At 71.5% G+C, this 13,004-nt stretch carries 14 protein-coding genes, 1 tRNA gene and 1 riboswitch; of the genes, 12 read left to right on the top strand and 3 right to left on the bottom strand.

Translation table 11 applies throughout. The annotated features are described in order from the left end of the window. The first annotated feature begins 4 nt into the window (after positions 1 to 4). Genes ITJ64_RS02250 through ITJ64_RS02235 form a run of 4 tightly spaced genes read left to right on the top strand, consistent with a single transcriptional unit; the run spans position 5 to position 3,943 of the window. A complete protein-coding gene (locus ITJ64_RS02250) occupies positions 5 to 1,342 on the top strand; it encodes an L-fuconate dehydratase (RefSeq protein ID WP_194679199.1) in 1,338 nt (445 codons plus the stop codon). Next, positions 1,339 to 2,358, top strand: coding sequence for an aldo/keto reductase (locus ITJ64_RS02245; protein WP_194679198.1), 1,020 nt, complete (start codon positions 1,339 to 1,341; stop codon positions 2,356 to 2,358). Before ITJ64_RS02250 ends, ITJ64_RS02245 begins: the two co-directional genes overlap by 4 nt. Then, positions 2,355 to 3,197, top strand: a complete 843-nt coding sequence (locus ITJ64_RS02240; protein ID WP_194679197.1) for a fumarylacetoacetate hydrolase family protein — start codon at positions 2,355 to 2,357, stop codon at positions 3,195 to 3,197. The genes ITJ64_RS02245 and ITJ64_RS02240 overlap by 4 nt, the downstream gene beginning before the upstream one ends. Next, entirely contained in the window at positions 3,194 to 3,943 is a 750-nt protein-coding gene (locus tag ITJ64_RS02235) for an SDR family NAD(P)-dependent oxidoreductase (RefSeq protein WP_194679196.1), read from the top strand. Before ITJ64_RS02240 ends, ITJ64_RS02235 begins: the two co-directional genes overlap by 4 nt. A gap of 37 nt (positions 3,944 to 3,980) precedes the next feature. Here the strand turns inward: ITJ64_RS02235 and purU are convergent, their stop codons facing one another. Then, positions 3,981 to 4,838, bottom strand: coding sequence for a formyltetrahydrofolate deformylase (gene purU / locus ITJ64_RS02230; RefSeq protein ID WP_194679195.1), 858 nt, complete (start codon positions 4,836 to 4,838; stop codon positions 3,981 to 3,983). A gap of 218 nt (positions 4,839 to 5,056) precedes the next feature. On the opposite strand from purU, the gene ITJ64_RS02225 reads away from it, so the two are divergent. The 6 genes from ITJ64_RS02225 (at position 5,057) to ITJ64_RS02200 (ending at position 10,902) form a co-directional block, all read left to right on the top strand. Beyond that, entirely contained in the window at positions 5,057 to 6,292 is a 1,236-nt protein-coding gene (locus ITJ64_RS02225) for an MFS transporter (protein ID WP_370544996.1), read from the top strand. 7 nt (positions 6,293 to 6,299) lie between these two features. Beyond that, positions 6,300 to 6,381, top strand: a riboswitch (ZMP/ZTP riboswitch). 42 nt (positions 6,382 to 6,423) lie between these two features. After that, on the top strand, positions 6,424 to 7,698 hold the full coding sequence (gene glyA, locus ITJ64_RS02220) for a serine hydroxymethyltransferase (RefSeq protein WP_194679193.1): 1,275 nt from the start codon (positions 6,424 to 6,426) through the stop codon (positions 7,696 to 7,698). Further along, on the top strand, positions 7,692 to 8,573 hold the full coding sequence (locus ITJ64_RS02215) for a bifunctional methylenetetrahydrofolate dehydrogenase/methenyltetrahydrofolate cyclohydrolase (protein ID WP_194679192.1): 882 nt from the start codon (positions 7,692 to 7,694) through the stop codon (positions 8,571 to 8,573). Before glyA ends, ITJ64_RS02215 begins: the two co-directional genes overlap by 7 nt. A gap of 77 nt (positions 8,574 to 8,650) precedes the next feature. Next, entirely contained in the window at positions 8,651 to 9,517 is an 867-nt protein-coding gene (locus ITJ64_RS02210; RefSeq protein WP_370544995.1) for an aldose 1-epimerase family protein, read from the top strand. Between the two features lie 134 nt (positions 9,518 to 9,651). Next, positions 9,652 to 9,939, top strand: coding sequence for a hypothetical protein (locus tag ITJ64_RS02205; protein ID WP_194679191.1), 288 nt, complete (start codon positions 9,652 to 9,654; stop codon positions 9,937 to 9,939). A 27-nt stretch (positions 9,940 to 9,966) separates the two neighbouring features. Continuing rightward, positions 9,967 to 10,902, top strand: a complete 936-nt coding sequence (locus ITJ64_RS02200; RefSeq protein ID WP_194679190.1) for a DUF4436 family protein — start codon at positions 9,967 to 9,969, stop codon at positions 10,900 to 10,902. Here the strand turns inward: ITJ64_RS02200 and ITJ64_RS02195 are convergent. Continuing rightward, positions 10,870 to 11,577, bottom strand: coding sequence for a M50 family metallopeptidase (locus ITJ64_RS02195; RefSeq protein ID WP_194679189.1), 708 nt, complete (start codon positions 11,575 to 11,577; stop codon positions 10,870 to 10,872). The genes ITJ64_RS02200 and ITJ64_RS02195 overlap by 33 nt on opposite strands. A gap of 84 nt (positions 11,578 to 11,661) precedes the next feature. On the opposite strand from ITJ64_RS02195, the gene ITJ64_RS02190 reads away from it, so the two are divergent. Further along, positions 11,662 to 12,039 (top strand): DUF6264 family protein, encoded by a 378-nt coding sequence (locus ITJ64_RS02190; protein WP_194679188.1) that lies wholly within the window; start codon positions 11,662 to 11,664, stop codon positions 12,037 to 12,039. A gap of 9 nt (positions 12,040 to 12,048) precedes the next feature. On the opposite strand, the gene ITJ64_RS02185 is transcribed toward ITJ64_RS02190, so the two are convergent. Beyond that, positions 12,049 to 12,121, bottom strand: a tRNA-Lys gene (locus tag ITJ64_RS02185). A gap of 115 nt (positions 12,122 to 12,236) precedes the next feature. Between ITJ64_RS02185 and ITJ64_RS02180 the strand changes: the two genes are divergently transcribed. Then, complete coding sequence (locus ITJ64_RS02180) at positions 12,237 to 12,866, top strand: DNA-directed RNA polymerase subunit beta (protein WP_194679187.1); 630 nt, start codon at positions 12,237 to 12,239, stop codon at positions 12,864 to 12,866. Positions 12,867 to 13,004 lie beyond the last annotated feature (138 nt).

Genomic DNA, 13,004 nt, shown 5'->3' with positions numbered 1-13,004 from the left:
ACTGATGACGATCATCACCGGCGTGGACGTCTACGACGTCCGCTTCCCCACCTCGCTCAGCCAGGACGGCTCCGACGCCATGAACAAGGACGGCGACTACTCCGCCGCCTACGTGGTGCTGCGCACCGACGGCGATCTGCGCGGCCACGGCTTCACCTTCACCATCGGCCGCGGCAACGACCTCTGCGTCGAGGCCTCCCGCCAGCGTGCCCTGCCGCTGATCGGCCGCGACGTCGACGAGATGGTGGGCGACCTCGGCGGCACCTACCGCTCATTGAAGTCCGACTCGCAGCTGCGCTGGCTCGGCCCGGAGAAGGGCGTCGAGCACCTGGCGATGGCGGCCGTGATGAACGCCGTCTGGGACCTCGCGGCGCGCAAGGCGGGCAAGCCCCTGTGGCGGATGCTCGCCGAGATGAGCCCCGAGGAGCTCGTCGACGTCGCCGACCTGCAGTACCTCTCGGATGCGCTGACCCGCGACGAGGCGTTGGAGATGCTGCGCGAGATGGAGTCGACCCGCGGGCAGCGGATCGCCGAGCTCGAGCAGCGTGGCGGCTACCCGTGCTACACCACGAGCGCCGGCTGGCTCGGCTACAGCGACGACAAGCTGCGCCGTCTGCTGCAGGAGTCGGTCGACGAGGGCTACCGCCACCTGAAGCTGAAGGTCGGCGCGAACCTCGAGGACGACATCCGCCGCCTCGGCATCGCCCGCGAGGTGATCGGCTGGGACGCGAACCTGATGATCGACGCGAACCAGGTCTGGGACGTGCCGGAGGCGATCGAGTGGGTGAACCGCCTGGCCGAGTTCAAGCCGCTCTGGATCGAGGAGCCCACGAGCCCCGACGACGTGCTCGGCCACGCCGCCGTGCGCCGCGCGGTCGCCCCGATCGGTGTCGCCACGGGCGAGCACGGCATGAACCGGGTGCTGTTCAAGCAGATGTTCCAGGCCGAGGCCATCGACTTCTGCCAGCTCGACTCGGCCCGGCTGGCGTCGATCAACGAGATCCTCGCCGTGTACCTGATGGCCAAGAAGTTCGGGGTGCCGGTCTGCCCCCACGCCGGCGGCGTCGGCCTCTGCGAGCTCGTGCAGCACCTGTCGATCTTCGACTTCGTCGCCGTCTCGGGCTCGCTCGAGGGCCGGGTGACCGAGTACGTCGACCACCTGCACGAGCACTTCACCGACCCCTGCATCGTCGTCGACGGGAACTACGTGCTCCCGGCCCTCCCGGGGTACTCTGCGGAGATGTACGAGCAGTCCGTGGCCGAGTACTCCTTCCCCGACGGCGGCTACTGGAGCCGCGCCCTGGCACCGGCCGAAGCCGAGGCAGTGGAGGCGGTGCGGTGAAGACCCGCACCCTCCGCACCGGCCTCGCGCTGACCGAGCTCGGCCTCGGCACCGCCCAGTTCGGAAACCTGTTCAAGGAGACCACCGACGAGGAGGCGGCGGGCGCCTACGACGCCGGCTTCGCCGCCGGCGTGCGCTACTTCGACACCGCGCCGCACTACGGCCTCGGGCTCTCCGAGCGGCGTCTCGGGGCGGCGCTCGCCGCCACCGGCACCCGCGACGAGATCGTGCTCTCCTCCAAGGTCGGCAAGCTGCTCGTCGACAGCCCCGAGACGGCCGACCGGCTGGACGACGAGGGCTTCGTGGTGCCCGCCTCCACCCGGCGGGTCTGGGACTACAGCCGCGACGGCATCCTGCGCTCGGTCGAGGCGAGCCTCGTCCGGCTCGGCACCGACCGGCTCGACATCGCCTACCTGCACGACCCCGACGAGCACTGGGAGGCCGCGTCGACCACCGGCGTCGACACCCTCGTCGAGCTGCGCGAGCAGGGCGTCGTCGGAGCCATCGGCGCCGGCATGAACCATTCGGCGATGCTGACCGAGTTCGTGCGCCGCACCGACGTCGACGTGGTGATGGCCGCGGGCCGGCTGACGCTGCTCGACCAGGGCGCCGCCGACGAGCTGCTGCCGCTCGCGGTCGCGCGCGGGGTGGGCGTGGTCGCCGCCGCCCCGTTCAACTCGGGGCTGCTCAGCAGCGACCGGGTTCCGGAGGCCGCGACCTTCGACTACGCCCAGGCCCCCGCCGAGCTGCTGCAGAAGGCCCGCGAGATCGCCGAGGTCTGCGCGCGGCACGGAGTCTCCCTCCCGGCCGCCGCGCTGCAGTACCCGCTCGGCTTCCCCGGCGTCGTCAGCGTCGTCGCCGGCGTGCGCACCGGAGCGCAGGCCGCCTCGACCGCCGAGCGCTTCGCCGTGACGATCCCCGACGAGCTCTGGAGCGAGCTCGACGAGGCGGGGCTCGCCCCGCGCCCGCCCGCAGCACCGACCACCCCCGCCACGACGAAGGACAGCACGCGATGAGATTCAGCCGTATCGGCGCCCCCGGACACGAGACCCCCGCGGTCGAGATCGACGGGATCCACTACGACCTCTCGACGGTCACCCGTGACATCGACGGGGCCTTCCTCACCGGAGGGCTCGAGGCGGCCGCCGCTGCTGTGGCCGCGGGCTCGCTGCCCGAGCTGCCCGCCGGCGGCCGCGTCGGTGCCCCGTTGGCGGCGCCCGGCAAGATCGTCTGCATCGGCCTGAACTACCGCGACCACGCCGACGAGACCGGGGCGGCCTACCCGGCCGAACCCGTCGTGTTCATGAAGGACCCCTCGACCATCGTGGGGCCCTTCGACGAGGTGCTCATCCCGCGCGGCTCGACCAAGACCGACTGGGAGGTCGAGCTCGGTGTCGTCATCGGCGAGACCGCCCGCTACCTCGACTCGCCCGCCGACGCCCGCGCCCACATCGCCGGCTACGTGCTCTCGCACGACGTGTCCGAGCGGGAGTTCCAGCTCGAGCGCGGCGGCCAGTGGGACAAGGGCAAGAGCTGCGAGACCTTCAACCCCCTCGGCCCGGTGCTCGTCACCGCCGACGAGGTCGACGACCCGCAGAATCTCGGTCTGCGGCTCTGGGTCGACGGCGTGCAGCGCCAGAACGGGTCGACCGCGAACATGATCTTCGGCATCGACCACGTCATCTGGTACCTCAGCCAGTTCATGGTGCTCCGCCCCGGCGACCTGATCAACACCGGCACCCCCGCCGGGGTCGCCCTCGGCATCCCGGGCAACCCGTACCTCCGCGCAGGCTCGACCGTGGCCCTCGAGATCGACGGCCTCGGCCGCGCCGAGCAGACGCTGGTGCAGGCATGAGCGGCGTCTTCGACGGCCTGACCGCGATCGTCACGGGAGGCGCATCCGGGATCGGGGCCGCCACCGCGACCGCGCTGCTCGCCGCCGGCGCCCGCGTGGCCGTGCTCGACCGCGCCACCGAGGGCGCCCCCGAAGGGGCCGTGCTCGTCACCGCCGACGTCACCGACCGCGCCTCGGTGCAGCAGGCCGTCGACGCCGCGGCCGAGGCCCTTGGGGGCATCGACATCGTGGTGAACAACGCGGGCATCAGCGCGGTGGGCACCGTGGAGCAGAATGACGACGAGCAGTGGGCCCGCGTGCTCGACGTCAACGTCGTCGGCATGGCCCGCGTCTCGGCGGCCGCGCTGCCGTGGCTGCGCCGTTCCGAGCACGCCGCGATCGTCAACCTCTGCTCGATCGCCGCGCTCAACGGGCTGCCCGACCGCGCGCTCTACGCGGCCTCGAAGGGCGCCGTGCTGGCGCTCACCTACGCGATGGCCACCGACCACGTGGCCGAGGGCGTGCGCGTCAACGCGGTCAGCCCCGGCACGGTCGCGACCCCGTTCGTCGAGCGGATGCTGCAGGGCTTCGATGACCCGGTCGCCGAGCGCGCCGCCCTCGACGCCCGCCAGGCCACCGGCCGCATGGTGAGCCCCGACGAGGTCGCCCAGGCGATCCTCTACCTCGCGAGCCCGCTGTCGGCGTCCACGACGGGCACGGCCCTCGAGGTCGACGGCGGCGTCACGCACCTCCGCGTCCGCCGCTGAGCCGCGGCGCCCGCACGGTCCCCGCTCCGGCTCACGCCTAGCGGAAGATGATGGTGCGGGCGCCGTCGAGCAGCACCCGGTGCTCGGCGAACCAGGTCACCGCGGTGGTCAGGGTGCGGCTCTCCTCGTCCTGCCCGATGGCCACCAGCTCGGCGGTGGTGCGGGTGTGGTCGACGCGCACGACGTTCTGCTCGATGATCGGGCCCTCGTCGAGGTCGCTCGTGACGAAGTGGGCGGTGGCGCCGATGAGCTTCACCCCGCGGGCGTGCGCCTGCTTGTAGGGGTTCGCCCCCTTGAAGCCCGGCAGGAAGGAGTGGTGGATGTTGATCATCCGCCCCGCCAGCTGCTCGCAGAGCTCGGGCGAGACGATCTGCATGTAGCGGGCCAGCACGACGAGCTCGATGTCGTGCTCCTCGACGACCTCGAGCACCCGGCGCTCGAAGGCGGCCTTCGACTCGGGGGAGGTCACCGGCAGCGACTCGAAGGGCACGTCGTAGAAGCCGGCCAGGTCGCGCAGCACCCCGTGGTTCGACAGCACCAGCGGGATCTCGACGGGGAGCTGCCCCGCGCGGCGGCGGAACAGCAGGTCGTTGACGCAGTGCGCCGCCGTCGACGCGAGCACGAGGGTGCGGAGCGGCCGGCCGACCGTGTCGAGCCGCCAGTCCATCTCGTAGCGCTCGACGACCGGGGCGAGGGCGGCCTCGAACACCTCACGGCCCGCCTCCGACTCGACCTGCAGGCGCATGAAGAAGCGGCCCGTGTCGGAGGAGGAGAACTGCTGGCTCTCGGTGATGTTGCCGCCCGACTCGACCACCGCGCCGCTGACCGCGTGCACGATCCCGGGGAGGTCGGCGCAGACGAACGTCAGCACCCAGTGGTTTCTCGGCATCGACATCGGATCTCCTCTTGCCTGGAACGGGCTCTCCGCTAGAATAGTGAATGGTCGCGCGGTCATCGTCCGGCCACGGGCATGTACGAAGTCGTCGCCGTCTGCGAGAGAAGTCGATTCGCCCCGATTCGACCTGGCCACGGCGCTTCAGGTCGTCAGGAACAGGCACTCGAGCCTCCTCTGTCCGCCGAATTTCGAGAAGTCTTCGAATGGTGCGCACTGCTGTGACCACATTTCTGCCGCAGACCGGGTCGATCCCGGTCGTCAAGCGCTTCCCCTGGGGCGGCCTGATCGTCCTCGCGACCGCCGTCTTCCTCTCGGTCACCGCCGAGATGATCCCGACGGGCCTCCTGCCCGAGATGAGCTCGAGCCTCGGCGTCACCGAGTCCCAGACCGGCCTGCTCATCAGCTTCTTCGCCTTCGCGGTCGTGCTCACCAGCGTGCCGCTCAGCCTCCTCTTCCGCCGCGTTCCCCGGCACCTGCTGCTCGTCGGCGTGCTCGTCGTGGTCGCCGTCACCAGCGTGCTCGCCTCGATGGCGCCGAGCTACGAGTTCCTCGTGGTCGTGCGCATCATCGGCGGCATGGCGCACGGCGTGTTCTGGGGCGTCGTCGGCGCCTACTCCGCGCACCTCGTCCCCAAGGAGCAGATCGGTCGCGCCGTCGCCCTCACCACCGGCGGCGGCACCCTCGCGTTCGTGCTCGGCGTGCCGCTGGCCACCACCGTGGGTCACGCCTTCGGCTGGCGCATCCCGTTCCTCGCCGTGGGCCTGCTCGCGCTCCTCGGTGCCGTGCTGCTCTGGTTCATGCTGCCCCGGGTCGACCACCTCAAGCACGCGGTTCAGGATGCGCGGCTCACCGACTCCGGCCGCCGCCGCCGTTTCGTCTGGAACGACAGCATCCCCGCCGTGGCGCTGGTCTGCATCTTCGCGGCCGTCGTCACCGTCGGGCACTACTCCTTCTACACCTACATCGCGCCGTTCATGATCGACCGCATGGGCGTCGCCGCGGGCGACGTCGGCCTGCTGCTGCTCGTCTACGGCGTGGCCGGCGCCATCGGTCTCGTCATCGCCGGCTCGGTGTTCGGCAAGCGCCCCTCGACCGGCCTGCTGGTCTCGCTCGCCGTCACCGCGGCCTCGGTGCTGGTGCTCGCGGTCTTCACCGCGAACCCCGTCATCGCGATCGGCTCCTTCGCGATCTGGGGTGTCGTCTTCGGCATCATCCCGACGCTCATGGCGACCCGGTTGATGCACGTCGCCGACCCGGCCATCCGTGACGCCTCGAGCGCCTTCTACTCCACCGCCTTCAACGTCGGCATCGGCCTCGGCGCCGTCGCGGGAGCCCTCTTCCTCGACACCTTCGGGCTCGAGGTGCTGCCCTGGGTCGACCTCGTGGCCATCGTGATCGGCGCCTCGCTGCTGCTCGCGACCCCGATGATCACTCGCCGCGCGGCCCGGTCCTGAGGTAGGCTGACCCCGTCGCAACTGGCGTTCAGATGGTCACCATCGGGAAGCGACGGACAGGGATTCGGCCGCGCGCCTGGGTCGATACGAATCCTCCCCTTCAAGTCCGTCACGCCGAAAAGGAGCCCGTCATGTCCGACACCTTCAACCTGCCCCTGGCCGAGGTCGATCCCGAGATCGCCGAGGTGCTGAAGCTCGAGCTCGGCCGTCAGCGCGGCACCCTCGAGATGATCGCCTCCGAGAACTTCGTGCCCCGCGCCGTGCTCGAGTCGCAGGGCTCCGTGCTCACCAACAAGTACGCCGAGGGCTACCCGGGCCGTCGCTACTACGGCGGCTGCGAGTTCGTCGACATCGCGGAGGAGCTGGCCATCGCCCGCGCCAAGTCACTGTTCGGCGCCGAGTACGCCAACGTGCAGCCCCACTCCGGCGCCACCGCCAACGCGGCCGTGCTCTCGGCCATCGCGACCCCGGGCGACACCATCCTCGGCCTCGAGCTCGCGCACGGCGGTCACCTCACCCACGGCATGAAGCTCAACTTCTCGGGCAAGCTCTACAACGCCGTCTCCTACGGCGTCGACCCCGAGACCTTCCTGGTCGACATGAACGTGGTGCGCGACAAGGCCCTCGAGCACAAGCCGCAGGTCATCATCGCCGGCTGGTCGGCCTACCCCCGTCAGCTCGACTTCGCCGCCTTCCGCGCCATCGCCGACGAGGTCGGCGCCAAGCTCTGGGTCGACATGGCGCACTTCGCCGGCCTCGTGGCCGCGGGCCTGCACCCGTCGCCCGTGCCCTTCGCCGACGTGGTCTCCTCGACCGTGCACAAGACCATCGGCGGCCCGCGCTCCGGCTTCATCATCAGCCGCGACACCGAGCTGGCCAAGAAGCTCAACTCCAACGTCTTCCCGGGCCAGCAGGGCGGCCCGCTGATGCACGTCATCGCCGCCAAGGCCACCGCGTTCAAGCTCGCGGCCGAGCCGGAGTTCAAGGACCGGCAGGTGCGCACCATCAGCGGTGCGCGCATCCTGGCCGAGCGCCTCACCGCCGAAGACACCCGCGGTGCCGGTGTCGACGTGCTCACCGGGGGCACCGACGTGCACCTCGTGCTCGCCGACCTCCGCACCTCCGAGCTGAACGGCCAGCAGGCCGAGGACATCCTGCACGAGGTGGGCATCACCGTGAACCGCAACTCGGTGCCCTTCGACCCGCGCCCGCCGATGGTCACCTCAGGCCTCCGCATCGGAACGCCCGCCCTCGCCACCCGCGGCTTCGGCGACGTCGAGTTCACCGAGGTGGCCGACATCATCGCCACCGCGCTGAAGCCCGAGCCCGACGTCGAGTCGCTGCGCGCCCGCGTGCTGACGCTCACCGACGGCTTCCCGCTCTACCCGGGCCTCGAGCAGTGGTAGCCGAGCGCCTCGACGGGGTCGCCACCGCGACCGCGCTGAAGGACGAGATCCGCGCTCGGGTCGACGCCCTGCGCTCGCGCGGCATCCACCCGGGGCTCGGCACGCTGCTCGTCGGCTCCGATCCCGGGTCGATCTCCTACGTCGCCGGCAAGCACCGCGACTGCGCCGAGGTCGGCATCGAGTCGGTGCGGGTCGACCTGCCCGACACGGCCACCGAGGCCGACGTGCGCGCGGCCATCGAGCAGCTCAACGCCGACGATTCCGTCACGGGCTACATCGTGCAGCTCCCGCTGCCGAACGGCATCGACGAGAACGCGATGCTCGAGCTGATCGACCCCGCGAAGGACGCCGACGGCCTGCACCCCACGAACCTCGGCCACCTGGTGCTGGGCGTCGGCGGCGAGCTCGACTCGCCCCTGCCCTGCACGCCCGCCGGCATCGTCGAGATGCTCGGCCGCTACGACGTGCCGCTCGCGGGCAAGCACGTCGTGGTCGTCGGCCGCGGTCTCACCGTCGGGCGCCCGCTAGGGCTGCTGCTGACCCGCAAGGGCGTCGACGCCACCGTCACCCTCACGCACTCGCGCACCACCGACCTGGCCGCCGAGGTGCGGCGGGCGGATGTGGTGGTCGCCGCCGTGGGTGTGCCCGGTCTCATCCAGCCCGACTGGGTGAAGCCCGGCGCCGCCGTGCTCGACGTGGGCATCACGCGCGTGGTGAACGAGGAGACGGGCAAGGCGCGGCTGATCGGTGACGTCGACCCCGGGGTCGCGTCGGTCGCCGGTCACCTCTCGCCGGTCCCCGGCGGCGTCGGGCCGATGACGCGCGCGATGCTGCTGGCGAACGTGATCGACGAGGCGGAGCGCCGGGCGCGCTGACGCCGTCCTAGGGTGGAGCCATGCGCGCACCCACCGGAGAGCAGTAGCACCTGTCGCTCGAGGCCGAGGGGCGCCGCGTGGTCGGCGTCGTCACCGAGGTGGCAGCGGGCATCCGCTCGCTCTCGATCGACGGCGTCGACCTGGTCGAGCCCTTCGCCGAGTCGGCCATCCCGCCGGGCGGTGCGGGCATCGTGCTGGTGCCCTGGCCGAACCGGGTCGCGAAGGGCCGGTGGACGCTCGACGGCGAGCCGCAGCAGCTCGACCTGACGGAGCCCAAAGCGGGCAACGCCATCCACGGGCTGCTGCGCAACACCGCGTACCGGGTGCTCGAGCAGGAGGCGCACCGGGTGCTGCAGGCGGCCACCGTGCACCCGCAGCACGGCTACCCGTTCCTCGTCGACACCACGGTCGGGCACCGCCTGACGGGCGACGGGATGACGGTGACGCACACGCTCTCGAACGCCTCGGCGACGGCGGCGCCCGTGGCGGTGGGCGCGCATCCGTATCTCAGGGTGGGCGACGTGCCGGTCGAGGAGCTGACCCTCACGGTCGACGCGAGCACGCGCTTCGTCACCGACGACGGGCAGATCCCCGTGTCGGAGGAGCCCGTCGCCGGCACCGAGCACGACCTGACGGCCGGGCGGCGCATCGGCGACCTCACGATGGACCAGGGGTACGGCGGGGTGCGGGTGACGGATGGCCGCAGCCGCCATCGCGTCGAGGCCCCCGACGGCCGGGCGGTCGAGCTCTGGGCCGACGCCTCGTTCGGCTACGCGCAGGTGTTCACCCCTCCGGCGTTCGCGTCGATCGACGGGCCGCGACGGGCCCTGGCCATCGAGCCGATGACCGCGCCGGCGAACGCGCTGAACAGCGGTCAGGGCCTGCGCTGGCTGGCGCCGGGGGAGCGCTGGGAGCTGAGCTGGGGAATCCGTTTCATCGGATGACCGGGGGCGTTGTCAAGCCCCTTCCCTCTGTTTTGGGGAGTAAATATCGCCGCGTTAGGCTCGTTTTCGGGAGTACGGCTGTGGGCTCCTGAACTGTTTGGGAGCGTGGCTTGGGCCTGTTGATCTATGGGCCGATGTCGGCGGAGATCGAGATGGACGACCGTCTTCTCGCCCATCTGCGCCTCGTGATCCTCACGAAGATGCGCAACCACGAGGCCTTCTCGCTGTCGTGGACGATGGAGCCCGGGCAGGGCAGCGGGCGCGAGACGCTGTGGGTGCATCCGTCGATCCCGCTGCGCTTCCGCTTCTACGGCAGCCGGCCCGCCGCCATCAACCGGGCGTGGATCGAGCTGATGGTGCAGGCGGCCAATCGCGGCGATCTGCGCATCATGCCCGAACCGGCGTCCGACGTGGACAACTGAGCCGCCGCCGATCGATATGCTCGGCCTATGACTGAGCTGAGCCCCCGGCCGCGACGGCGGCGGTGGCTGACGGTGGTCGTCGCGGTGGTGGCCGTGGTGGTCTATGCGGTGGTCGTGCTGCTGTACGCCTCGGGGCTCCGCTCGTCGAGCAACGGGTGCGAGACGGTGATCGAGGGTGACGACGGCGTGACGGTGCTCTTGCAGCCGGCGGCCGTGCAGGCGGCGAACCAGCGCCTGGAGTTCCAGGTCTCGCTCGACCCGGCAGACAGCCTGATGTCCGACGACAACTACACGCCCCGGCATCGGATCAGCCTCCTGACCTTCCCGGTCGACGGCACCCGTGTGCAGTCCTTCGCCGAAGGTGAGGCGCTGGCGAGCTCGCTGCAGTCCGACTATGCCGAGGGTGTGGTGGAGGAGTGGCCGTTCGACAGCTACCGCTCCGAACTGACCACTTTCGCGTTCACCGGCGAGGGCGCGGAGCGAGTGGCCGTGCCCACGGCCGTCTGCCTGCACGACTCGGTTCCGGGCTGGCAGCTCGAGATCCACCGCCTCGACGACACCGATCACTCCGTCATCACGGCACAGGGGGAGACCCCGCTCCCGTCCGTCGTCATCACCGCCACCCGCTCGGCCAGTACGGTGGCGTTCGGCATCGTGCTGCTCGGCCTGATGGCGGTCGTGCCCGTGCTCGTGCTCTTCGTGGCGATCAGCGCCTACACCGGCCGCCGCAAGGTCGAGGCCACCCTCACCAGCTGGATCGGCGCGATGATCTTCGCCACGATCCCGCTCCGCAACTTCCTCCCCGGCTCGCCGCCGGTCGGCTCGTGGATCGACTATCTCGTCGTGCTCTGGGTGATCGTCGGCCTCGTCACCGGCCTGACCATCTACATCCTCGCCTGGAACCGCTGGGGCACCCGGGCCGAGCCCCGCTCACCGCACGAGACCGAGCAGCCCCAGCACTAGCGCCGTCGCCACGGCCGCGGCGGCGGTGACGGCCACGAAGGCGGCCACCCAGAGGGCGGCGGGCACGTGGGTGAGGCGGGCCAGAGCATCCGCGTCGGACGTGCCCCGCCCGCGCCGCCTGGTCGCCCCCAGTTCGACGGCCGACCGCACAGCGCCCGCCACGAGCACGAGGCACAGCACGAGCGGCAGCGCCGAGCCGACGCCGCTCGGGAGCAGCAGCAGGCCGCCCACCAGCACCGCGGCCGTGCCGAGCACCACGAGCGCCCCGACGACGTTGCGCACGAGCACCAGCGCCACGAGCAGCAGCACCCCGAGCCCGGCCGCCACGGCGACCGCGTGCCCCTCGACCGTCAGCCACACCCCGGCCAGCCCGAGCAGCCCCGGCGCGGGGTACCCGGCGGCGGCGGTCAGCACCATCCCGGGCCCTCGCGGTCGGCCGCGTGACAGGGTCAGCCCGCTGGTGTCCGAGTGCACCCGGATGCCCGCCAGCCGCCTTCCCGTCAGCACCGCCGCCAGAGCGTGCCCGCCTTCGTGCGCCAACGTCACGACGAACCGCGCCACCCGCCACGCGGGCGTCACCCCCACGACCCCCACGGCGATCCCCACCGCCACGACGACCCCCACCACGGACGGCGCGGCCGCCCGCGCCACCACGACCTCCCACACCCCGTCCACCCCCGAACGCTACCCCGCCCCCCTGAGCGCCGCGGCCCCGTGTCTTAGGATCGGAGCGTTCGGACGGGTGGGGAGGGGCGCGGGATGAGCGGGTATCCGCCGGCCTTCGAGGTCGGGACGGGACGGGCGGCGCCGTCGCGGATGGGGGACGTCGTGGCGGCGGTCGTGCTGCTCGTGCTGGGCGCGATCGGGATCGCGATGCTCGCCTTCGTGTCGCTGTTCCTGGCGATGGTGTCGGACGGGTGCGGCTTCGCCTCGGACTGCGACTTCACCCTGATGGGCGTCGGCTACTTCATCGCCCTCGGGGGCCCGCCCCTCGTCTACCTCGCGGCGATCGTCTGGACGATCGTGCGGCTGACCCGCCGCCGGCGCTCGTGGTGGGTGCCCGTCGTAGGGGCGCTCGCCGCCTTGGCCGTGTGGGGCGCCGGCTACGGACTCCTGATGGCCAGCCTGGGCCGCTGAGGGGGAGGGTGGGCCCGGAGGGGCTCGAACCCTCGACCCGCGGATTAAAAGTCCGATGCTCTGCCAACTGAGCTACAGGCCCTCGGGGTCAAGGGTAGCGCGAAATCCTGGGCCGTCGGGCGGGTGCGGGAAGGCCGGGAGGGTGGTTAGCGTTGGAGACTCCGACCGCATACCGCCGACCGGCAGGACATCACCGCATGGCAGACGACTTCCACCGCCCCGCGCTCTTCAGCAACTCCGCCTTCGAGGCCTTCCAGGGCGGCGACGACCCCGCGACCGTGAACCGGGTGGCGCACGAGACGGCCGGCGCGCTGCTGAGCCGGGTGCGCGACGACCCCCAGCCCGAGGTGATCGAGCGCCTGCTGGCGTTCACCGACGACCACGGGATCGATGCGATCGCCGAGCTGTGGGCGCGAGCATCCGCTCATTCTCTGCCCGGCAGCCTCTGGCGCATCTACCTGCTGCGCGTGCTGATCAGGCAGGACCCGGAGCTCGCCAGCTACTTCTTCGAACGCGGCACCACCATGACCCAGGGCATCGACCCGGTGGTCGCGGGCGCCGAGTCGCCCACCGGGCCGAAGGAGATCACCGAGCTGGCCGACCGCATCCTGCGCGGGCTGTTCACCGGCGACTTCGCGGTGGCGCTCGACCGGGCCGCCGCCTTCTGCCGCATCATGGCGCAGGGCTGCGTGAGCATCGCCGACGACGCCGAGATCGGGGCGCCCGAGACGGCGACCACGCTCACCACGCGGGCCCTGCGCTTCGAGACGATCGGCGACGAGCTGGCCGAGTCGGCCGCGCTCTGGCGGCACGACGGCCTCGACTGACCCGCCCGGCCGACCCGCCCGGCCGACCCGCCCGGCCGCCCCGACTCGCCCGAGTCACCCGACCCGATTCGCGTCACCGGACGGCCGTTGTAAAATAGGAGCGTCGGGTCGCAGTAACCCCGGGCTCCAAAATTCGCC

It is taken from the genome of Herbiconiux sp. VKM Ac-1786, assembly GCF_015350805.1.
Lineage (GTDB): Bacteria > Actinomycetota > Actinomycetes > Actinomycetales > Microbacteriaceae > Herbiconiux.
Note: the sequence above shows the minus strand (reverse complement) of the source record. Positions and strands in the feature narration are given on the sequence as shown.

Bases quoted from the DNA above. Each gene is read 5' to 3' on its own strand.
- ITJ64_RS02240 (WP_194679197.1), top strand. From the start codon at position 2,355: ATGAGATTCAGCCGTATCGGCGCCCCCGGACACGAGACCCCCGCGGTC.
- glyA (WP_194679193.1), top strand. From the start codon at position 6,424: ATGTCCGACACCTTCAACCTGCCCCTGGCCGAGGTCGATCCCGAGATC.
- ITJ64_RS02205 (WP_194679191.1), top strand. From the start codon at position 9,652: ATGTCGGCGGAGATCGAGATGGACGACCGTCTTCTCGCCCATCTGCGC.
- ITJ64_RS02235 (WP_194679196.1), top strand. From the start codon at position 3,194: ATGAGCGGCGTCTTCGACGGCCTGACCGCGATCGTCACGGGAGGCGCA.
- ITJ64_RS02250 (WP_194679199.1), top strand. From the start codon at position 5: ATGACGATCATCACCGGCGTGGACGTCTACGACGTCCGCTTCCCCACC.
- ITJ64_RS02190 (WP_194679188.1), top strand. From the start codon at position 11,662: ATGAGCGGGTATCCGCCGGCCTTCGAGGTCGGGACGGGACGGGCGGCG.
- purU (WP_194679195.1), bottom strand. From the start codon at position 4,838: ATGTCGATGCCGAGAAACCACTGGGTGCTGACGTTCGTCTGCGCCGAC.
- ITJ64_RS02180 (WP_194679187.1), top strand. From the start codon at position 12,237: ATGGCAGACGACTTCCACCGCCCCGCGCTCTTCAGCAACTCCGCCTTC.
- ITJ64_RS02200 (WP_194679190.1), top strand. From the start codon at position 9,967: ATGACTGAGCTGAGCCCCCGGCCGCGACGGCGGCGGTGGCTGACGGTG.